This window comes from Rhizobium sp. EC-SD404 (assembly GCF_902498825.1).
Classification (GTDB): domain Bacteria; phylum Pseudomonadota; class Alphaproteobacteria; order Rhizobiales; family Rhizobiaceae; genus Georhizobium.
Genome location: NZ_LR701459.1, coordinates 3,245,518 through 3,266,006, shown reverse-complemented (window position 1 = coordinate 3,266,006; position 20,489 = coordinate 3,245,518). Strand labels below are relative to the sequence as shown.

Annotated in this window: 20 protein-coding genes; 17 read left to right on the top strand and 3 right to left on the bottom strand. The window is 63.3% G+C overall.

What is annotated here, in order from left to right; translation table 11 throughout:
* Positions 1-5 precede the first annotated feature (5 nt).
* From GC125_RS16585 to guaA, 8 genes are all read left to right on the top strand, one after another.
* A complete protein-coding gene (locus GC125_RS16585) occupies positions 6-1,016 on the top strand; it encodes an MBL fold metallo-hydrolase (protein WP_151986664.1) in 1,011 nt (336 codons plus the stop codon).
* A 240-nt stretch (positions 1,017-1,256) separates the two neighbouring features.
* Positions 1,257-2,762 carry an IMP dehydrogenase gene (guaB, locus tag GC125_RS16580; RefSeq protein WP_151986663.1) on the top strand — a complete coding sequence of 502 codons (1,506 nt, stop codon included), beginning with the start codon at positions 1,257-1,259 and terminating at the stop codon, positions 2,760-2,762.
* 3 nt (positions 2,763-2,765) lie between these two features.
* Positions 2,766-3,182, top strand: a complete 417-nt coding sequence (locus GC125_RS16575; protein WP_151986662.1) for an MAPEG family protein — start codon at positions 2,766-2,768, stop codon at positions 3,180-3,182.
* 51 nt (positions 3,183-3,233) lie between these two features.
* The gene (locus GC125_RS16570; RefSeq protein ID WP_151986661.1) at positions 3,234-4,520 is read left to right on the top strand and encodes an RsmB/NOP family class I SAM-dependent RNA methyltransferase; all 1,287 of its coding nucleotides are present in this window, start codon (positions 3,234-3,236) and stop codon (positions 4,518-4,520) included.
* Between the two features lie 69 nt (positions 4,521-4,589).
* A complete protein-coding gene (locus GC125_RS16565) occupies positions 4,590-5,045 on the top strand; it encodes a TspO/MBR family protein (RefSeq protein WP_151986660.1) in 456 nt (151 codons plus the stop codon).
* 90 nt (positions 5,046-5,135) lie between these two features.
* A complete protein-coding gene (locus GC125_RS16560) occupies positions 5,136-5,591 on the top strand; it encodes a PaaI family thioesterase (protein ID WP_151986659.1) in 456 nt (151 codons plus the stop codon).
* A 14-nt stretch (positions 5,592-5,605) separates the two neighbouring features.
* Positions 5,606-6,298, top strand: coding sequence for a 5'-methylthioadenosine/S-adenosylhomocysteine nucleosidase (locus tag GC125_RS16555; protein ID WP_151986658.1), 693 nt, complete (start codon positions 5,606-5,608; stop codon positions 6,296-6,298).
* A gap of 41 nt (positions 6,299-6,339) precedes the next feature.
* Positions 6,340-7,908, top strand: a complete 1,569-nt coding sequence (guaA, locus tag GC125_RS16550; RefSeq protein ID WP_151986657.1) for a glutamine-hydrolyzing GMP synthase — start codon at positions 6,340-6,342, stop codon at positions 7,906-7,908.
* Positions 7,909-7,918: 10 nt separating this feature from the next.
* Here guaA and GC125_RS16545 read toward each other — a convergent pair whose 3' ends face one another.
* Positions 7,919-8,866 (bottom strand): AraC family transcriptional regulator, encoded by a 948-nt coding sequence (locus GC125_RS16545; RefSeq protein WP_151986656.1) that lies wholly within the window; start codon positions 8,864-8,866, stop codon positions 7,919-7,921.
* A 133-nt stretch (positions 8,867-8,999) separates the two neighbouring features.
* On the opposite strand from GC125_RS16545, the gene GC125_RS16540 reads away from it, so the two are divergent.
* A complete protein-coding gene (locus GC125_RS16540) occupies positions 9,000-9,740 on the top strand; it encodes an SDR family oxidoreductase (RefSeq protein WP_151986655.1) in 741 nt (246 codons plus the stop codon).
* 90 nt (positions 9,741-9,830) lie between these two features.
* Here GC125_RS16540 and GC125_RS16535 read toward each other — a convergent pair whose 3' ends face one another.
* Complete coding sequence (locus GC125_RS16535) at positions 9,831-11,234, bottom strand: aminotransferase-like domain-containing protein (protein WP_151986654.1); 1,404 nt, start codon at positions 11,232-11,234, stop codon at positions 9,831-9,833.
* Between the two features lie 386 nt (positions 11,235-11,620).
* On the opposite strand from GC125_RS16535, the gene GC125_RS16530 reads away from it, so the two are divergent.
* The 8 genes from GC125_RS16530 to GC125_RS16495 all read left to right on the top strand — a co-directional run bounded on the left by GC125_RS16530 (position 11,621) and on the right by GC125_RS16495 (position 18,501).
* Positions 11,621-12,103: an MSMEG_0572/Sll0783 family nitrogen starvation response protein gene (locus GC125_RS16530; RefSeq protein ID WP_151986653.1), complete on the top strand. Its 483-nt coding sequence runs from the start codon at positions 11,621-11,623 to the stop codon at positions 12,101-12,103.
* A 67-nt stretch (positions 12,104-12,170) separates the two neighbouring features.
* Positions 12,171-13,208 carry a Nit6803 family nitrilase gene (locus GC125_RS16525; protein ID WP_151986652.1) on the top strand — a complete coding sequence of 346 codons (1,038 nt, stop codon included), beginning with the start codon at positions 12,171-12,173 and terminating at the stop codon, positions 13,206-13,208.
* Entirely contained in the window at positions 13,141-14,262 is a 1,122-nt protein-coding gene (locus tag GC125_RS16520; RefSeq protein ID WP_199864619.1) for an MSMEG_0568 family radical SAM protein, read from the top strand. Before GC125_RS16525 ends, GC125_RS16520 begins: the two co-directional genes overlap by 68 nt.
* Positions 14,259-14,801: an MSMEG_0567/Sll0786 family nitrogen starvation N-acetyltransferase gene (locus tag GC125_RS16515; RefSeq protein ID WP_151986651.1), complete on the top strand. Its 543-nt coding sequence runs from the start codon at positions 14,259-14,261 to the stop codon at positions 14,799-14,801. The genes GC125_RS16520 and GC125_RS16515 overlap by 4 nt, the downstream gene beginning before the upstream one ends.
* 2 nt (positions 14,802-14,803) lie before the next feature.
* Positions 14,804-15,775, top strand: coding sequence for a sll0787 family AIR synthase-like protein (locus tag GC125_RS16510; protein WP_151986650.1), 972 nt, complete (start codon positions 14,804-14,806; stop codon positions 15,773-15,775).
* Positions 15,772-16,938: an MSMEG_0565 family glycosyltransferase gene (locus GC125_RS16505; RefSeq protein WP_151986649.1), complete on the top strand. Its 1,167-nt coding sequence runs from the start codon at positions 15,772-15,774 to the stop codon at positions 16,936-16,938. Before GC125_RS16510 ends, GC125_RS16505 begins: the two co-directional genes overlap by 4 nt.
* Positions 16,931-17,215 carry an MSMEG_0570 family nitrogen starvation response protein gene (locus GC125_RS16500; protein WP_151986648.1) on the top strand — a complete coding sequence of 95 codons (285 nt, stop codon included), beginning with the start codon at positions 16,931-16,933 and terminating at the stop codon, positions 17,213-17,215. Before GC125_RS16505 ends, GC125_RS16500 begins: the two co-directional genes overlap by 8 nt.
* 11 nt (positions 17,216-17,226) lie before the next feature.
* Positions 17,227-18,501, top strand: coding sequence for an MSMEG_0569 family flavin-dependent oxidoreductase (locus GC125_RS16495; protein ID WP_151986647.1), 1,275 nt, complete (start codon positions 17,227-17,229; stop codon positions 18,499-18,501).
* Positions 18,502-18,504: 3 nt separating this feature from the next.
* Here the strand turns inward: GC125_RS16495 and GC125_RS16490 are convergent, their stop codons facing one another.
* Positions 18,505-20,445: a sigma 54-interacting transcriptional regulator gene (locus GC125_RS16490; protein ID WP_151986646.1), complete on the bottom strand. Its 1,941-nt coding sequence runs from the start codon at positions 20,443-20,445 to the stop codon at positions 18,505-18,507.
* Positions 20,446-20,489 lie beyond the last annotated feature (44 nt).

The following is a 20,489-nucleotide window of genomic DNA, read 5'->3' as shown; positions in this document are numbered from 1 at the left end:
TTTGCATGACACTCCGTCAGAAATCGGTGCTTGGCGCTTCGCGTCGCGATGTGTTTAAAGCCGCAGGGCTCGTCGCCGCCGGCTTGGCTGCGCCCCAGATCATGACGCGGGCGGCGTTCGCGCAGACAGAAACAACGACGCAGGACGACGCGATGGGACAGTTCAATCGCTTCCAGCTTGGCAGCTTCGAGATCACGACGCTTAGCGACGGTGGTCGGATCAGCGACGATCCGCATACGATCTTTGGCGCAAACCAGCCACAGGAAGACGTTGCAGCACTTCTGGAAGAGAATTTCCTGCCGGCCGCGCGGATGCGCAACACGTTCACGCCGACGCTGATCCAGACCGGATCCGACCTCGTGCTGTTCGACACCGGCAATGGCGAGGCCGCGCGCGAAGCGGGCGCCGGCCAGATGCTCGCTTCGCTGCGCGCGTCGGGATACCAGCCGGAAGACGTGACCATCGTCGTGCTTACCCATCTCCATGGCGATCACATCAACGGCCTGATGGAAGGCGGAGCGCCGACCTTTGCCAATGCCCGGTACGTGACCGGCCAGCAGGAATTCGATTTCTGGACGGATGACGCCCGCGCCGGAACGCCCGCCGAGGGCAACCACGGCGCAGTGTTGAGCCGCGTCGCACCGCTTGCCGAACAGATGACGTTCATCGGCGATGGCGACGAAGTCGTCTCCGGCGTGACCGGCATGGCCGCCTTCGGGCACACGCCCGGCCACATGATCTACATGATCGAATCGGACGACCAGCGCGTCGTGCTCACCGCCGATACCGCCAACCATTTCGTCCTATCGCTGCAGCGCCCGGACTGGGAGGTCGTCTACGACATGGACAAGGCGGCTGCTGCCGAGACCCGCAAGCGGGTGTTCGACATGTTGGCGACCGATCGCACGGCCTTTATCGGCTACCACATGCCTTTCCCGGGTGTGGGTTTCGTCGAGAAGCTCGATACCGGCTACCGCTTCGTGCCGAAGAGCTATCAGTTCGACGTCGACGCCTGATCGTCGCACGCGACGGTCCATGTCTTTTCATTGGCGGCAGGCCATGGTACCAGCCCTCGCCAATCATAAAGCGTTTCCAGGTGAAGTGGATGCCGGTTCACCGTCCGGAAACGCGACACATCAAAATTTCAGAGTGATTGAGCCTTTCCAAGAAAAGCGAACTCACTCTGAGGATTGAACGATCACATCCCGTTTCGCTCGGCGAAGCGGGATGGTTCATATCAGAGACGAAGGTTGGCCATGGCGAAGATCATTGATTCCTCAACCGGCGCCATGGCGCTGACATTCGACGACGTGCTGTTGCAGCCCGGACATTCGGAGGTCATGCCGGGGCAAACGACGATCGCCACGCGCATTGCCGACGGCATCGAGCTCAACCTTCCGATTCTTTCCTCGGCCATGGACACGGTCACCGAATGGCGCCTGGCGATCGCCATGGCGCAGTCCGGCGGCATCGGCGTCATCCACCGCAATCTTTCGCCGATCGAGCAGGCCGAACAGGTCCGACAGGTCAAGAAGTTCGAAAGCGGCATGGTCGTAAATCCGGTCACGATCGGGCCGGACGCGACGCTCGGCGATGCCCAGGCCCTGATGAAGGCGCATGGGATTTCGGGCATTCCAGTAGTCGAAAGCGCCGGCAATGGCGGCCAGACCACGGGCAAGCTGGTAGGCATCCTCACCAACCGCGACGTGCGCTTCGCCTCCGATCCGGCGCAGAAGATCCACGAACTGATGACGAAGGATAACCTGATCACGGTTCAGGAAAGCGTCAGCCAGGACGAAGCCAAGCGGCTTTTGCACCATCACCGAATTGAAAAGCTGCTGGTGGTCGATGCCGATCGCAATTGCGTCGGCCTCATCACCGTCAAGGACATCGAAATGTCGCAGCTTAACCCGAACGCCTCGAAGGATGCGCAAGGGCGGCTGCGCGTTGCCGCCGCGACCAGCGTCGGCGATGACGGCTTCGAACGTGCCGAGCGCCTGATCGATGCCGGCGTCGACCTGATCGTCGTCGATACGGCACACGGTCATTCGCAGCGCGTTCTGGATGCGGTCGCGCGGGTCAAGCTGCTCTCCAACTCTGTGCGGGTCATGGCCGGCAACGTGGCTACGGGCGACGGCACAAAGGCGCTGATGGATGCAGGCGCCGACGCCATCAAAGTCGGCATCGGCCCGGGCTCGATCTGCACAACACGCATCGTGGCCGGCGTTGGCGTGCCACAGCTTTCGGCGATCATGAATGCGGTGGACGTCGCGCGCAGCGCGGGCATCCCCGTCATCGCCGATGGCGGCATCAAATACTCCGGCGACCTCGCCAAGGCGATGGCAGCCGGCGCGGATGCCGTGATGATCGGTTCGCTGCTTGCTGGCACGGACGAGAGCCCCGGCGAAGTCTATCTCCACCAGGGCCGCTCCTTCAAAGCCTACCGGGGCATGGGCTCGGTCGGCGCCATGGCGCGCGGCTCGGCCGACCGCTACTTCCAGGCGGAAGTGCGCGATACGCTGAAGCTCGTTCCGGAAGGCATCGAGGGGCAGGTTCCGTACAAGGGCCCGGTCTCCGGCGTCCTTCACCAGCTGGCCGGCGGCCTGCGCGCCGCCATGGGCTACGTCGGTGCTGCCGATCTCCAGCAGTTCCACGACCGGGCGACCTTCGTGCGCATTTCGAACGCGGGTCTGCGCGAGAGCCATGCCCACGACGTGACGATCACGCGCGAAAGCCCGAATTATCCTGGCGGCGGGAACTGAGCGATGAATTCGATTTCCATCTTCTGGCCCGTCATCGTCCAGGTCGCGCTCATTTACGTGATCTACCTCATCACATCGCAGCGACGCGTCGGCGCCGTGAAGCGTGGCGAGGTGCAGGCGAAGGAATTCCTGGTTCCGATCAACGAGCCCGCACAGAGCGCAACGGCGATCCGCAGCCTGGTGAACCAGTTCGAACTGCCGATGCTGTTCATCTTCGTCTGCTTCGCGTTCTACCTGATCTCGGCGGTCAACATCGTCGTCCTGGTGCTCGCATGGGCCTTCGTCATCAGCCGCATCGTGCATGCGGCCATTCATGTGACGACGAATGCCCTGATGCAGCGCCGCGCGGCCTTCATCGTCGGCTTCTTCATCAACGGTCTGCTCTGGGTTTATTTCGCCTATCGGCTGGCGATCGCCTGACGGTCGCCTGCAAGCGCGACCGACTTCTCAGTTCCCGCGAAGGACCTTGCCATGCGACTTGGTGGAAGGCTCTCGGCAGCCATCGACATTCTATCCGATATCGAGACGCGCCACCGTCCTGTTGCCGAAGCGCTCAAGGACTGGGGCCTGTCGCATAGATTTGCGGGTTCCGGTGATCGCGCCGCGATCGGCAACATCGTCTATGACGCGCTCAGGCTGAAGCTCAGCCATCAATGGCTGATGCAAAGCGAGGAACCGGCAGCGCTGGGCTTTGCCGTGCTTTTGCGCCAATGGGGTTACACGGTGGAAGGCCTGACGGCGGAACTCGAGGGCGACACTTTCGCACCCGCCGCACCGGGTTCTGATGTGTTCGAGACGTTCGCAGCGCGCGATCTCAGCGAGGCGCCGCCGCATGTGCAGGCCGATCTGCCGGAATGGCTGCAGAGCGAATTCGAAGCGGCGTTTGGCGAGCACTGGATCACCGAGGCCAAAGGGCTGAATGGACGTCCGCCGCTCGATCTGCGCGTCAACAGGCTGAAGGCGAACCGCGACAAGGTGCTGAAGGCGCTTGCGCGCACGGGTGCCGTACCGACCGAAATCGCCCCCGACGGCATCCGCGTCGCGCCTGTCGAGGGATCGGGACGCCACCCGAACGTAACGGCCGAGCTTTCCTTCGCGAAAGGCTGGTTCGAGGTGCAGGATGAAGGCAGCCAGATCGCCGCGTTGCTGACCGGAGCGGGCGGTGGCCAGGTGCTCGATTATTGCGCCGGGGGCGGCGGCAAGACCTTGGCGCTCGCCGCGCTCATGGGCAACAAGGGGCAGATCCACGCCTATGACGCCGATCGCCACCGGCTTGCGCCCATCGTGGAGCGGCTGAAGCGCGCCGGGACTCGCAACGTGCAGGTGCATGACCAGGCAACGCAGCTGGAGTCACTCGAAGGGCGTTGCGACCGTGTGCTCATCGACGCTCCCTGCACAGGAACGGGGACCTGGCGCCGCCGGCCCGATACGAAGTGGCGCCTCACGCCTGAAACGCTGGCGCAGAGGATGGCGGAGCAGGAAACCGTGCTTGAGGCTGCCCACCGCTTCGTGAAGCCCGGCGGCGAGCTCGTCTACGTAACGTGTTCGCTGCTGCCGTCGGAGAATGCAGGGCAGGTCGCCCGTTTCCGTGAGCGCCATCCGGAATTTCAGCCGGTCGAGATTGCGGCGCGTTGGGAAAGCACGTTCGGAAAAGCGCTTCCTGCCCATGCGGATCCCGAGAACGGAATGGTGACACTCACCCCGGCGACCACGGCAACGGACGGCTTCTTCGTCTCCGTCATGCGCCGAATGTCCTGAGCGGTTCGCAACTCTGGAAAGCCTGGCGCGTTGCGCCATGTCATTTTCTGATCCACCACAAGGCCTTCCATGCGTAACCTTCGCCTGCTCGTCCTGTTCGTCGCGCTCTCGCTCGGCGGCGGCATTCTCATCGGCCTCTCCAATGCGCCCGGGGAGTGGTACGAAAGCTTGGCCAAACCGCCGTTCAATCCGCCGAACTGGGTGTTCGGCCCTGTCTGGAGCGCGCTTTACGTTCTGATCGGCATCGCCGGCGCGCGCACTTGGGCGCGCGGTGCGGGATCGGCGGCCATGATCGTCTGGTTCGTGCAGATGGCACTCAACTTCGCCTGGACGCCGGTGTTCTTCACGGCGCAGCGCCCCGACCTTGCGCTCGTGGTGATCGTTCCGCTTCTGCTTTCGATCCTCGTGTTCATCGCGCTCACCTGGCGGCGCGATCGGCTATCGAGCCTCTTCTTCGTTCCTTACGCCGCATGGGTCGGCTTCGCGACGGCGCTCAATTTCGAGATATGGCGTCTTAACGCTTAGAGCACTGAAGCCGCCGCGACGAAATTGCGCCCCTTGCCGGGCCACACGCCGCATGCTTATTTCGCAGATGCGAAAAGAGAGGTTTCGGCCATGAACGCCGAACAGATCAATCCCGATTTCAAAACCCGCGTGCGCGACAGCTTCGCCCGCCAGAAGGCGATGATGACGATCGGCGCCGAGCTCATCACGGTGGAGCACGGCACGATCGAGATCGAAGTGCCGTTCGACGAGAAGCTGACGCAGCAGCACGGGTTTCTCCATGCAGGCATCATCTCAACTGCGCTGGACTCCGCCTGCGGCTACGCGGCCTATTCGATCATGCCGGCCGACGCGGCCGTGCTGACCATCGAATTCAAGATCAATCTCCTGTCACCCGGGCGCGGCGAGCGTTTCATCTTTCGCGGCGAAGTCACCAAGCCCGGTTCCACGATCATCGTCTCCGATGGCCGGGCCTATGCGATCGGTGGCGCCGAACCACCCAAGCTGATCGCCTCGATGACCGGCACGATGATGGTCGTGCAGGGCCGGGACGGGCTGTCCGGATGAATGGGACGCAGTCGATGACGTCGGCTCCGGGCGTACGCACTTCTCCAGTAGCGATGAGCCGCATGGCCGGCCATTCCGTGCTTTTCGTCATGGCTGCGTCTGCGGAGTATGGCCGTCATCTGCAACTGCGCTTTGAGCCGCTCATGACGGGCGTCGGCCCGGTCGAAGCCGGCGTGGTGATGGGCGCAACGCTCGCCAACTGCACGGCTGCCGGCCGGGTGCCCGATCTCGTTGTCTCCCTGGGCTCTGCAGGCTCGCGCGTCCTGGAGCAGACCGGCATCTACCAGGCGACAAGCGTTTCCTATCGCGACATGGACGCATCGCCGCTCGGTTTCGCCAAAGGCGTCACACCGTTTCTCGGCGAGCCCGCCGAAATCGCACTCCCGCACCGCGTGCCGGGCATCGAGACGGCGCGCCTGTCCACCGGCGCGAACATCGTCTCGGGCGCCGCATATGATGCGATCGACGCCGACATGGTCGACATGGAAAGCTATGCCATCGCCCGTGCTTGTCGCATGTTCGCCGTCCCGCTGATCGTGCTGCGAGGTATTTCGGACGGCGCGGCCGAACTGACCCATGTCGACAACTGGACCGAGTACCTGCATGTCATCGACGAGAAGCTCGCAGCGTCGGTCGATCTCCTTGCGGAGGCGCTCGAAGCCGGAGCGTTGACCGGCATAGGTTCAAAAGCGTCGGCAAACCTTTGAACGCCGTTGCAACGGCTTCGCGTTTTGACTAGAGCCTCGCCATGACACAATCCATCGCCGCCCACCCCGACACCGTCCTCATTGTCGATTTCGGCAGTCAGGTCACGCAGCTCATCGCCAGACGCGTGCGCGAAGCCGGCGTCTACTCGGAAATCGTGCCGTTCCAGGCCGCCGAAGACGCGTTTCACAGGCTTTCGCCGAAAGCTGTCATCCTGTCCGGCGGCCCGGCATCGACGACCGATATCGGCAGCCCCCGTGCGCCCCAGGTGATCTTCGAAAGCGGGCTGCCCGTGCTCGGCATCTGCTACGGCGAGCAGCTGATGTGCGCCCAGCTCGGCGGCGCCGTCGAGGGCGGCCATCACCGCGAATTCGGACGCGCCTTCCTGGATATTCGCCAGGAGAGCGCACTGTTCGACGGTATCTGGGAAGTCGGCAGCCGCCACCAGGTGTGGATGAGCCATGGCGACCGGGTGACGGCTCTTCCCGAAGGCTTCGAGGTGATCGGCACCTCCACCGGCGCGCCCTTTGCGGCGATTGCCGACGAGAAGCGGCGCTTCTATGCCGTGCAATTCCACCCGGAGGTGATCCATACACCAGACGGCGCCAAGCTTCTCTCCAACTTTGTACACAAGATCGCCGGTCTTGCCGGCGACTGGACCATGGCGGCCTATCACGAGCAGGCCGTGCAGACGATCCGAGACCAGGTGGGCGATGGCAAGGTGATCTGCGCGCTTTCGGGCGGCGTCGACAGCTCCGTTGCCGCATTGCTCATCCACGAAGCGGTCGGCGACCAACTCACCTGCATCCTTGTCGACCATGGCCTCATGCGCAAGAACGAGGCGGCGGAAGTGGTTGCGATGTTCCGCGAGCACTACAATCTGTCGCTGATCCTCGTCGACGCATCGGACCGTTTCATCGGCGCGCTGGAAGGCGAAAGCGACCCGGAAACCAAGCGCAAGACGATCGGGCGCCTCTTCATCGAGATCTTCGAAGAAGAAGCAGGCAAGCTCGGCGGCGCCGATTTCCTCGCGCAGGGAACGCTCTATCCGGACGTTATCGAAAGCGTCTCCTTCACGGGCGGTCCTTCGGTCACCATCAAGTCCCACCACAATGTCGGCGGTCTGCCCGAGCGCATGAACATGAAGCTCGTCGAGCCGCTGCGCGAGCTGTTCAAGGACGAGGTCCGCGTGCTCGGCAAGGAACTGGGTCTGCCGGACAGCTTCATCGGCCGCCATCCCTTTCCGGGCCCCGGGCTTGCGATCCGTTGCCCGGGTGGCATCACGCGCGAAAAGCTGGAGATCCTGCGCGAAGCCGACGCAATCTATCTCGACGAAATCCGCAAGGCAGGACTCTACGACGCCATCTGGCAGGCCTTCGCCGTGCTCCTCCCGGTCCAGACCGTGGGCGTCATGGGTGACGGCCGGACCTACGAGTTCGTCTGCGCACTGCGCGCCGTCACCTCGGTCGACGGCATGACCGCCGATTTCTACCACTACGACATGGACTTCCTCGGCCGCGCCGCGACCCGCATCATCAACGAGGTCAAAGGCATCAACCGCGTCGTCTACGACATCACGTCGAAGCCCCCCGGCACGATCGAGTGGGAATAGTCCCCGTCGCTCAGGCCATCACGGTGTCCTGATAGGGGTCGGCGTACGCTACCGGGTCGACCACGGCCCGATGGCGTGCGGCTGCCGGGACTTCGCGGAAAAGGCGTTTGTACTCTCGGCTGAACTGCGAGGCGCTCTCGTAGCCGACGCGATGCGCCGCAATGCTGACCTGAACGTTTTCGAACGCGATCATGCGCCGCGCCACATGCAGGCGAAGGCGCTTGAGATATTGAAGCGGCGTCTGGTCCGTGCGTGCACGAAACGCCCGGTGAAACGCCGACACGCTCATGCCGCAGGCTTCCGCGAGATCCTCGATCCTGTGTGGCGCGGCGAGGTTTGTCCGCATGAGATCGATGGCAGGGTCGAGCGGCCGGTCGTCGCTTTGACGTTCCATGAGGCCGGCCAGCGCACCTCCCATCGGGCCTCGCAAGGCAGCGAGGATTACCTCGCGCCTCAGCGACTCCCCGAAGAGCCGCTTTGCGACCGGATCGGTGAGCGACTCCAGAAGGCGTAATGAAGCGCTTCGCATCGGCTCGTCGCACGGGACAGGCGTGACCGCACTCGATGCGCGACGTGCCTGGACCGACGGTTCGTCCTCGATCAGCGGCAGGATCATTGCCAGATCCTCGCGGCTGACATCGAGGAAGAGGCCGCAAAGCGGCTCACGCATGCTCGCTTCCGTTGCGCAGGCGAACGGGACCGGCATCGTCAGCGCGAGATAATTGTCGCGATCGTAGACGAACCGGCGATCGCCCAGAAAGCCGATTTTGCGGCCCTGGAAAATAACCACGATCCCGCGGTCATATAGAAGTGGCGATGCCGCACCGGGCGCATGGGCCCAGAAAAGCCGAACACCCGGTATGCCGGTTGCGGCAAGCCCCGCGGGCTGCGCTTCGGCATGGGCGGCGATCGCGCTCAGGACGGCGTCTTCCGGGGCGAAGTGCTGATGAATGGTCATGCGGCTTCCTAATCACAGAAAGCAGAATCAGGCAAGTAACTGGCACTATCAGGCGTTCTAGAGGCAAAGGGCGCCATTATCTATGCAGTCCCACAGGCCGCCATAACGGGCGAGCATCAACAAGGATACGGACATGTCAGAGATCAAGGGCAAGGTTGTCATCATTACGGGAGCCAGCAGCGGGCTCGGCGAAGCCACCGCGCGCCATCTCGCGACCGAAGGGGCGAAGCTCGTTCTCGGGGCCCGCCGCAAAGATCGGCTCGAAGCAATCGCGACGGATCTGCGCGCGGCAGGCGCTGAGGTCGAATTCGTGGAGACGGACGTCACGCAGCGCGCAGATGTCGAGGCGCTCGTCAGCCACGCGCAGCAGGTGTTCGGCCGCGTCGACGTGCTCGTCAACAATGCGGGACTGATGGCGATCGCTCCGCTGGACGAAGGCAAGGTCGACGAGTGGGAGGCCATGATCGACATCAACGTGAAGGGCGTGCTTTACGGCATCGCCGCCGCGCTTCCGATCTTCCGCAAACAGGGCTCCGGCCATTTCGTCAACATCGCCTCGGTCGCCGGCATCAAGGTGTTCGCGCCTGGCGGCAGCGTCTATTCCGGGACGAAATATGCCGTCCGCGCCATTAGTGAAGGGCTTCGCGTAGAAGCCGGCGGCGGTATCCGCACGACGACGATCGAGCCGGGTGCGGTCGATTCGGAACTGAAGTTCGGATCAAGCCACGCGGCGAGTTCCGAGTTCGTGAAGGATTTCTACAAGCAGGCAATCCCCGCAGAAAGCGTGGCACGCGCCATCGCCTATGCCATCGGCCAACCGGCTGATGTCGACATCAACGAGATTGTCCTGCGCCCGACCGTCCAGGAATTCTGATCCACACTTGCCGCGCGTCCGACTTGGGTGCGCGGCAATACTCCTAACTTACAGCGCCGATGGCAACGTGAGATCCAGACCAAGCATTCTTCAGAAGAAGGACGACGTCAGTTCCGGGCGCCCTTCGAGAGCGTGCGCCATGAAGTCGAACGCACTGGCCAGCCGCTCGCGGCTGATCGGTCCGCCGAGGCAGATGCGCACGGCTTCCGGAGCGATGGCATCCACCGTGAAGGCGTCGCTCGTGACGATGCCGAGCCCGCTGTTGCGCATGTAGGCGGCGAAGCTCGATCGGGTCCAGCCTTCGTTCAGGGGCAGCCAGATGTTGAAGCTGATCGGGTCGGCCCTGTAGCTGCCGGGGGCGAGATGCTTGGCAACGATCTTTTGCCGCGCTTCCGTCTCGCTGCGGATGAAGCGCAGGATCATGTCCGCCGTCCCGTCTTCGATCCAGCGTGTGGCGAGCGCCGCGTTCAGCGGCGACGCCATGACCGTATTTGCCCGCATCGCCGCGGCAAACGGCCAGGCGGACTTCGTATCCGGCGCGACGACGAAGGCGAGCCGAAGCCCGGCGCCGATGCACTTGGCAAGTCCACCGATATGCCAAGTGAGATCCGGTGCCATGGACGCAAGCGGCGGCGGCGCGTGCAGCGGTATGAAGCCGTAGGCGTCGTCCTCGATGATCGGCAGGTGATACCGCCGCGCCACGCTGCAAAGCTCCTCGCGCCGCTCGACCGGGATCGTCAGCGTCGTCGGGTTCTGGAGCGTCGGGTTGAGATAGAGCGCCTTGGGCGAACGCGTCTTGCAGGCGTCCGCCAATGCGTCCGGCAGGATGCCGTGCGCGTCCATGGGTAGGCCGAGCATGCTGAGACGCAGCTGGGCGGCGATCGAGCGAATGCCGGGATAGGTCAAGGATTCCGAGAGGATCAGTTGGCCGGGCTTGGTCAGAAGGGTCAGGATCGCAAGAAGGGCAGGGTGGGCGCCAGGCGTGACGAAGATGCGCTCTTGCGAGGGAACGAGAGCGCGGCGCCCGAGCCAGGCCGCCGCCGCATCGCGGTCCATCTCGGCGCCGCCGAACCCTTGGTAGCGCAAAAGCGGCACGATCGACGACGCCACGGCGCACAGTCCCTCGCGCATTCGCTCGACCAGCACCGGATCGTTCGGCTCGGGCGGCATGTTCATCGAATAGTCTGCGGCCTGAATGCGCCGTGGGTCGGGCGCGGCATCGAGCGCGAAGCCACGCCGTTCGCGGTCCTGGCCGCCGGTGACGAAGGTGCCTCGGCCCACATGCGTATCGATCAGGCCGCGCTTCTTGGCCTCTACATAGCCCCGGGCGACGGTCGTGAAATCGAGGCCCAGCCGCTTGGCCAAAGCGCGCTGCGGCGGCAGGCGATCACCGATCAGCAGAACCCCGCTTCGAAGATCCAGTTCGATCAGATCGGCAATCGCAAGATAGCGCGGGCTGTCGCTCCGCCGAAGGTCCGGACTCCAGTCGCTCATCGCTCGCCCCGCTTTGATGGATGAATTGACTGTATAGTGATCCGATCAATATTTGTCACCGCCGTTCAGCTCTGCGTGTGAAGATAATCAGGCTGTGTCGGGTGCCTCACCGCCGGGCCTCTCATCAAATGTCGAGCGACTCTCTAAAAGCCTGGGCGAATGGACATTGACGGGATCAGAGATCGGGCAGGGCGGTCATCGATTGAGCAACACCTCTGATCTCGCTGAAAGCGCAAACCTCCCGACGTCGCGCGATTGACTGGTAAATTGAATGGAATTGCACAAGGATTAGTCGGATTTGACTGGATCGGCATCTGGCACGGGCGTTGCAAGACTGAAGCTGGCCCCATGAGGGGGAGCACGTCGTCAAAGCACAGGAGCGTCGGATGCCTGCAGTCACAAAGCCCGCCCATGAAACCGGAGACTTTCTGGTCGATTACGAAGAGAAGGTCTTCGAAGACGTTCAGGCGCAACCGGGTGAGAAAGCGCTGATCACGTTCCACACGGTCGCCTTCGAGGGCTCGATCGGTCTCGTCAATCTGCTGCAAGCCAAGCGCCTGAAGCGAAAGGGTTTCGAGACGTCGGTTCTGCTCTATGGCCCCGGCGTGACGCTCGGCGTCCAGCGCGGCTTTCCGAAACTCGGCGACGAGGCCTTCCCTGGCCACCTGAACTTCAACAATCAGATCAAGGGCTTCATGGAAGAAGGCGGCAGCGTCTATGCCTGCCGTTTCGCCCTTCAGGCGCTCTACGGGCACGGCGAACCCTCGCTGATCCCCGGGATCAAGCCCATCAGCCCGCTCGACGTGCTCGACCTGATCCTGATCCACCGGCGCGACAACGCCTTCATCCTGGATACCTGGACGCTGTGATGGCCATGTCGGACGCGGTTTCTGCGCCTGCGTCCGACGCCCATTCGATCAAGCGGAGATAGCGCGCGTGAACAAGTCGGTTGTAAAAGTTGCCGCCGCCCAGATCGCGCCTGATCTCGCGTCGCGGGAAAAGACGCTCGCGAAGGTGCTGGAGACGATCCGCACTGCTGCCACGCAGGGCGTCAAGTTGATTGTTTTCCCGGAGACCTTCGTCCCCTGGTACCCTTATTTCTCCTTCGTGCTTCCGCCCGTTCTGTCCGGCAAAGAACATCTGCGGCTTTATGAGGAAGCCGTCGCCGTCCCTTCGGACGCCACGCGGGCCGTCGCGGCTGCCGCCCGAGAGGCCGGAATGGTGATCGCGCTCGGCGTCAACGAGCGCGATCACGGCTCGCTCTACAACACCCAGCTTCTGTTCGACGCCGATGGGTCTCTGATCCTCAAGCGCCGCAAGATCACGCCGACATTCCATGAGCGCATGATCTGGGGCCAAGGCGACGGTTCGGGCCTCAAGGTCGTCGAAAGCGCGGTCGGAAGGGTCGGCGCGCTTGCCTGTTGGGAGCATTACAACCCGCTTGCCCGCTATGCGCTGATGGCGCAGCACGAAGACATCCACGTCGCGCAGTTTCCCGGCTCCATGGTCGGGCCGATCTTCGCCGAGCAGATGGAAGTGACCATTCGCCATCACGCGCTGGAAAGCGGATGTTTCGTCGTCAACGCGACCGGCTGGCTGACCGATGAGCAGATCCGCTCGATCACGCCAGACGAGACGCTGCAGAACACGCTGCGCGGCGGATGCATGACGGCGATCATCTCGCCGGAAGGCAAGCATCTCGCACCACCGATCACCGAAGGCGAGGGGCTTCTCGTCGCCGATCTCGATATGAGCCTCATCACCAAGCGCAAGCGCATGATGGATTCGGTTGGCCATTACGCCCGGCCGGAACTGCTGTCGCTCGTACTCGACGACCGCCCGACCGCGCCGATGGTGACACGCACCTTCGCCGAACATCCCTCCGAGAAAACCGGGAGTGAGCCTGATGGATACGCTGCAGCGATCCCAGACGACCGAAACGCTGATCAACGAGTTGCAATCCTACGGCGCTAGGCTCGTCGATCCGAAGGCCGGCCACGAAAGCCGCCGGGGGGGTGCCGGTCCTTCCGACCACAAGGCGCTGACGATCGACGGCATGACGGTGATGGTGCCGGTGCATACCGCGCCGGCCTTTGAAAGTCCCTATCTCGTCGAGAAGCCGGACGAGGCCGGCAAGAGCCGCATCAGCCGGGACGGCAAGGTCCTGGGTGAGGTCAGTTTTCCGCTTCGGCCGCGATTTTACGATCTGAGCACGGCCGACGGAATCCCCTATTCGCAGATCGCCGTGCTGCATGGCCGCGACGTTCTCGCGACCACCGTGCTGCAGACCTGCATTCGCTACCAGAGCCGCACGAAGACCTGCCAGTTCTGCGCCATCGGCCAGTCGCTGGCCGCGGGCCGAACGATCGCCCACAAGACGCCTGGCCAACTGGCAGAAGTCGCCAAGGCCGCCGTCGAGCTCGATGGCGTCAAGCACATGGTCATGACCACCGGCACGCCGAAGGGCGACGACCGTGGCGCGGCGGTGCTCGCTGAAAGTGCCGCCGCGATCAAGGCCGCGGTCGACCTGCCGATCCAAGGACAGTGTGAGCCGCCGGAAGACGATGCCTGGTTTGGGCGCATGCGCGATGCCGGCATCGATGCGCTGGGCATGCATCTCGAGGCCGTGACGCCCGAGGTGCGCGCCCGGATCATGCCTGGAAAGGCGCAGGTTCCGATCTCGAAATACATGAGCGCATTCGAGGCCGCCGTCGAGGTGTTCGGGCGGGGACAGGTATCGACCTATATCCTCGCCGGTCTCGGAGACACGCGGGAAGCGATCCTCGATATCAGCGAAAGGCTCGTCGCAATCGGCGTCTATCCCTTCGTCGTGCCCTTTGTGCCGATTTCCGGCACGCCGCTCGAGAGCCACCCGTCGCCGGCGCCCGAGTTCATGCACCAGATCCTGAAGCCGCTTTCGGGAATGCTCGTGGCTGCCGGCCTGAAATCCACCGACATCAAGGCGGGGTGTGGCAAGTGCGGCGCCTGCTCGGCACTGTCCACCTATGAGCGGAAGCTGACAGCATGATGTTCGAACCGATCCATGCTTTTCGGGCTGCCGAATACCAGGTGAAGTTCGCGACCTGCACCTGGGAACGGGAACGCGCGCACGATCTCAGACGGCGCGTTTTCTGCGAGGAACAAGGCATCTTCGCGGGTGATGATCGCGATGCGATCGACGCGCGTGCGATTCCGATCGTTGCCCTGTCGATGTTGGGCGTGGTGGCCGACGATGTCGTCGGCACGGTGCGCATTCACGAGGAAGAGCCCGGCCTGTGGTGGGGCTCGCGCCTCGCGGTCCATGCCGACTATCGCAGGGTCGGGGCGCTCGGAGCAACGCTGATCCGGCTTGCGGTCTCTTCCGCCCACGCGATGGGATGTCACACTTTTCTCGCCCATGTGCAGGTGCAGAACGAGGAACTGTTCCGGCGCATGCATTGGGAGTCGCTGGAGGTGGTGGACCTGCACGGCAAGCCGCATCTGCGCATGCAGGCGGACCTTGCCCATTACCCGCCCTGTTCGTCACCCGAAGCGGGGTTTCACGCACTCCTGCGCAAGGCTGCGTAACCATGACCGGCGATGCGTTCGAGGCCATCGTGGCGATGCTGCGTGCCAGTTCGGGCATCGGCGCCAAGCGCGACATTTCAGTCGCAGCGCGGGCACTCGATCTGCGCGGCCAGGCGGTTCCCGTCGGCGACGACTGCGCGGCCTTGCCCGATGGTGAAGGCTATCTGCTCTTCGCCATCGAAGGGTTCATGAACGAGTTCGTGGCAGCCGATCCCTGGTTTGCCGGCTGGTGCGGCGTGATGGTCAATTTGTCGGATATCGCCGCCATGGGCGGTCGCCCGATAGCCATCGTCGATGCCGTGTGGGCCGAGGGCGTGGAGAATGCGTCTCCTGTGCTCGAAGGTCTGAAGCAGGCGTCCGACCGTTTCGGCATTCCGATCGTCGGGGGCCATACCAACCTCAAGACCGACCGAGGCCAGTTGTCCGTCGCGATCCTCGGGCGCGCAAAGCAGCTTCTGACGAGCTTCGATGCGCAACCGGGCGAGCGGCTGATCGCGGCCATCGACCACCGCGGCCGCTACCGCGAACCCTTCAACAATTGGGAAGCCGCGACGGATGCACCGCCGGACCGCTTGCGCGGCGACTACACCCTCTTGCCCGAGATCGCCGAAGGCGGTCTGGCAAAGTCGGCCAAGGATATCAGCCAGGGCGGGATTATCGGCACCGCAATCATGCTGGCCGAATGTTCGCGGGTCGGCATCGACATCGATCTCTGCGCGATCCCGGTTCCTTCGGGCGTGGCGCTGTCGCGCTGGCTCGCGACCTTTCCGAGCTTCGGGTTCATTCTGTCAGTTCCGGACAAGGCATGTGACGCGGTCATCGACCTGTTCGAGGAGCGGGACATCAGCGCTGCAGTGATCGGCACGATCACGACCGGCAACTCGGTGCGGGTCTCGATGGCGGGCGCGACCGCGCTTGTCCGCGACCTGAGCGATGAACCTCTGATGCAACTCGGCCTCGGTGCACCGGCATGACGGGCAAGCTGCGCATCGCGATGCTGGCACACTCCACCAACCCGCGCGGCGGCGTCGTCCATGCGATGCAGGTTGCAGAAGCGCTCGGCGATCTCGGTTACGACGTGACGCTCTTCGCGCCCGATGCATCCGGGAAGGGGTTCTTTCGCGCGCCGACGATCAAGGCCGAGGCCTTTGAAGTTGCGCCTGCAGCGGCGGGCATGACGGCGATGGTGGAGCAGCGCATCGGCGACTACATCGCCTTTCTGGAGAGCCGCGACCTTCGCGACTTCGACGTGTTCCATGCCCATGACGGCATTTCGGGCAACGCGCTTGCAACTCTGAAGCAGCGCGGGCGGATCAAGCGCTTTGCGCGCACAGTCCATCATCTCGACAGTTTCGCGGATCCGAGGCTGATGGTGCTGCAGGCCCGTTCGATCGATGCGGCCGATGCGCTCTTCACCGTCAGCGACCACTGGTCGAAGCATTTCGCAACGCTCGGCCGTGACGCCGTGACTGTCGGCAACGGCGTTGATCGCGGCCGCTTCTCCCCGACGTTTGACGCGAGCGACGGTCCGCTTGCCGAACGGCTCGATCTTGGGGCAGGGCCGATCTTCCTCGCGGTCGGTGGCGTCGAGGCGCGCAAGAATACCTTGGCCATTCTAGAGGCTTTCTCCGCGATGGCGAAGACCGAGCCATCGGCGCAACTCGTCATCGCCGGCGGCGTCTCGCTTCTCGATCATGCGGCCTATCAGGCTCGCTTCGCAGAGACGCTGGCGCGATTGCCGGAGACTGAGGCGCGAAACGTCCATCTGATCGGCGCCGTACCGGACCGAGACATGCCGGCGCTGTTCCGGCTGGCAGATGCGCTCGTCTTCGCATCGGTCAAGGAAGGGTTCGGTCTCGTCGTGCTGGAAGCGATGGCGAGCGGGTTGCCGGTGGTGCTGTCCGACATCCCGCCCTTCACCGAATATGTGCCGCACGATGCCGCCTGCTGGTGCGACCCGCACGATCCGGCTTCGATCGCCGATGCCATGCGCCGCGTCCTTCAGCCCGGCGTCTCGTCGAAGCTTGTCACCGCGGGTTCCGACGTCGCGGCCGCTCATGATTGGCAGCGCGTCGCCACGGCCCATCTGCCCACCTATTTCGCTGTCAGCGCCTCAAAGGAGTTGCTCGATGCCTGAGATGCGTTTCGTCGTCGCCTGGCCCGACGGACAGGAACAGGACTGCTATTCGCCGTCGCTCGTCATCCGCGATTATTTCGAGGAGGGGCGTGCCTATCCACTCGACGATTTTCTCGCGCGCAGCCGTGAGGCGCTGACGATCGCGAGCGACCGGGTCAAGGCGCGCTACGGATTCTCCTGCTCGCTTGCCCTTGGCCAGCTCTCCGCCATCGAACGGCGCGCCGCCGATCTCGTCGCTACGGGCGGCGACGTTCACGTCAAACGGTTCATCCTGTGAAAGGTCTTGCCATGGGCACCGCAATTTTGGCGAAGCATTATTCCGCCGTGGTCGTTGGCGGTGGTCAGGCGGGATTGTCCGCCAGCCATTACCTCACGAAGGCCGGCATCGACCATGTGGTATTCGAAAAGCGCACCGCCGCGCACAAATGGCGGGAGCAGCGCTGGGATTCCTTCTGTCTCGTAACGCCCAACAATCAGTGCCTGCTGCCGGATCACCCCTATGACGGCCCGGATCCGAACGGCTTCATGCGCAAGGACGAAATCCTCGCCTATCTCAATCACTTCGTCGAAAAGGTCGGCGCGCCGCTTTTCGAGAACACCGAGGTGCGGCTCGTGGAGCAGACATCGACGGGGTTCCGCGTCGAGAGCGCAGCCGGCACCATGACGTGCGACAGCGTGATCCTCGCCACGAGCCTTTATGCCGATCGCTTCGTGCCGCGCGCAGCCGAGCGTCTGCCGCGCGACATCCTCCAACTCCATACCGCCGACTACCGCAATTCGGAGAGCCTGCCGGACGGCGCCGTGATGGTTGTCGGCTCGGGCCAGTCGGGCGCCCAGATCGCCGAGGATCTGCACCTCGCCGGACGCAAGGTGCATCTGGTGACCGGCAACGCGCCAAGATGCGCACGCTTTTACCGTGGCCGCGACGTGGTCGATTGGCTGACGGACATCGGCCAATACGACATCACCATCGACCATGATGGCATGACCAAGAAGAAGCACGACACCAATCACTATCTGACCGGTCGGGACGGCGGCCGCGACATCGACCTGCGAAAATTCGCGCTGGAAGGCATGCAACTTTACGGCCGTTTCATCGCGGCCGATGGCCCGGTGATGCATTTCAAGCCGAACCTGAAGCGCCATCTCGACGATGCCGACCGGGTCTATAACGGCATCAATGCCCTGATCGACAAGCACATCGCCGAAAAGAGCATCGACGCTCCTCCTCCCTCCGTCTACGCGCCCGTCTGGGAGCCAGCGGAGGAGACGACCGAGCTCGATCTCCACGCCGCCGGCATCACGAACGTCCTGTGGGCGACGGGCTTTACGCCGGACTGGGGCTATGTCGGAGTTCCGATCTTCGACGGCACGGGATATCCGATGCAAAGGCGCGGCGTGACCCAAGTCCCCGGCGTGTATGTGCTCGGATTGCCGTGGCTCTGGACATGGGGTTCCGGTCGGTTCCTCAGCGTCGCGAAGGATGCCGACTACGTCGTCAGCCATCTGTGCGACCATCTCTCCCAGGCTGCTCCGGCATTGAAACGTGCGATTGCCGGCTGAAGATCAGTTCTCGCGGTCGAGACCAAGCGCCTTGATCTTGGAATAGAGCGTGGTCGGTTTCATCCCGAGCAGGGCGGCCGCGCCGTCCTTGCCGGAAACGCGACCATGCGCACCTTCGAGTGCCCGTTGAATATTCGCCGCCTCGAAGTTCCGCATTTCGAGAGCCGTGAGGATCGGACCGGCGGCATCGACCTTGGCGTCTTTCACCGGGGTCTGACGGCGTTCCTCGACGGGCCTTTCCGCCTGACCCTGAAGGTGAAATTCCATCCGTCCGTTGCGCGCGAGAATGGCGGCGCGCTCGATGATGTTCTGCAATTCGCGGGCGTTACCGGGCCATGAATAGCTTTTGAGTTCGGCAATATTCGCCCGCGTCATCAGCGGCTCATCGATGTTGAGCCGGGCGCACACGATCTTCAGGAAATGCTGGGCGAGCAACGGGATGTCCTCCCGCCGGGCGCGCAACGGCAGGCATTCGATGGGGAAGACGTTGAGGCGGAAATACAGATCTTCCCGGAACCGCCCTTTGCCAGCTTCCGACTTGAGATCGCGGTTGGTCGCGGCGATCAACCGGATGTCCACCTCGCGTGTCTTTTCTTCGCCGATCCGCTCGAAGCGCCGATCCTGCAGGACCCGCAAAAGCTTCGATTGAAGGTCGAGCGGAATTTCTCCCACCTCGTCCAGGAAGATCGTCCCCCCATCTGCCAACTCGAAGCGGCCGATGCGGTCGCGGACCGCACCGGTGAAGGCGCCTTTGACGTGGCCGAAGAATTCGCTTTCGAAAAGCTCGCGGGGGATCGCTGCGCAATTGACGCGGATCAAGGGCCGGTCGCGGCGCCTGGAGGCCTGATGGATCGCGCGCGCGACGAGCTCTTTGCCCGTCCCGCTCTCGCCGGTGATTAGCACATTGGCATCGGTCGGCGCGACCAGATCGATCTGCTGCAGGATTTTGTGGATGGGACCGGTGTTGCCGATGATGTCGTAATGGTTCGCCTGGGTGAGGATTTCCTCTTGCAGATAGGCATTTTCCATTTCGAGCCGCTCGCGCAGGCGGGCATTCTCTTCCAAAGCAGACCGAAGCTTCTCTTCGTTGCGCTTGCGCTCGGAGATATCGCGAAAGACGATCACCGCGCCCACATGCGCGCCGTTGTCGCTGATCGGCGTCGAGGTGTATTCGACGCGCACGGGATGGCCGTCCTTGTGCCAGAAGACCTCGTCGTCCACCGTGTTGATCGTGCCCTGGCGAAACGCCTTGTAGATCGGGCAGTCGGACGAATGGTAGTGGCTGCCGTCCGGATGCTTGTAGTGCACCATGCTGTGCATGTCGTGACCGACGAGTTCGGTCGCGCTGTAGCCGAGCATCGCCTCGGCGGCCGGGTTGACGAACGTCGTCACGCCATCGGCGTTCACGCCGTAGATGCCTTCTCCCGCTGCCGCCAGAATGAGCTGATTTTCCCGTTCGATCTCACGGAAGAAGCGCTCGGCGCGGCGCCATTCCTCCAATCCCTGGCGATGGTAGTTGTTGGCCTCTTCGTCGATCGAGCGCCGCCGTCTTGCGTCCAGATCGCTGATGCGGATGAGGATATGGAATTCGCCGGCGGTCTTGAGTGCGAGCGCGCTGTGTTCCACTTCCAGCGGCTCACCCTTTGCCCGCGGAATGGCAATGTCGCGGCTATAGGCATGCCCGCGTTCCAGCGCCTCTTCCGTCAGGACATGCAATGCGCCGATCGCATCCTCGTAGAGTGCCGTAACGCGCGTCTCGCGCAACACATCCAACGGCCGTTCGAATAGGCGTACCGCAGCCGCATTCGCTCGTACGATCCGATTGGCCTCGGGGCGAACCAACAGCAGAGCCTCAATGTCGGTATCGAACGCATCGGCGAAGAGCACCGTTCCATCAGCTTCGTCTGAATGGGCGAATTCCTTTAGCAACAGATCCTCTGCCATCCACACTCCGTTTTACGAAATCTCATAACGCCATTACGAGAATC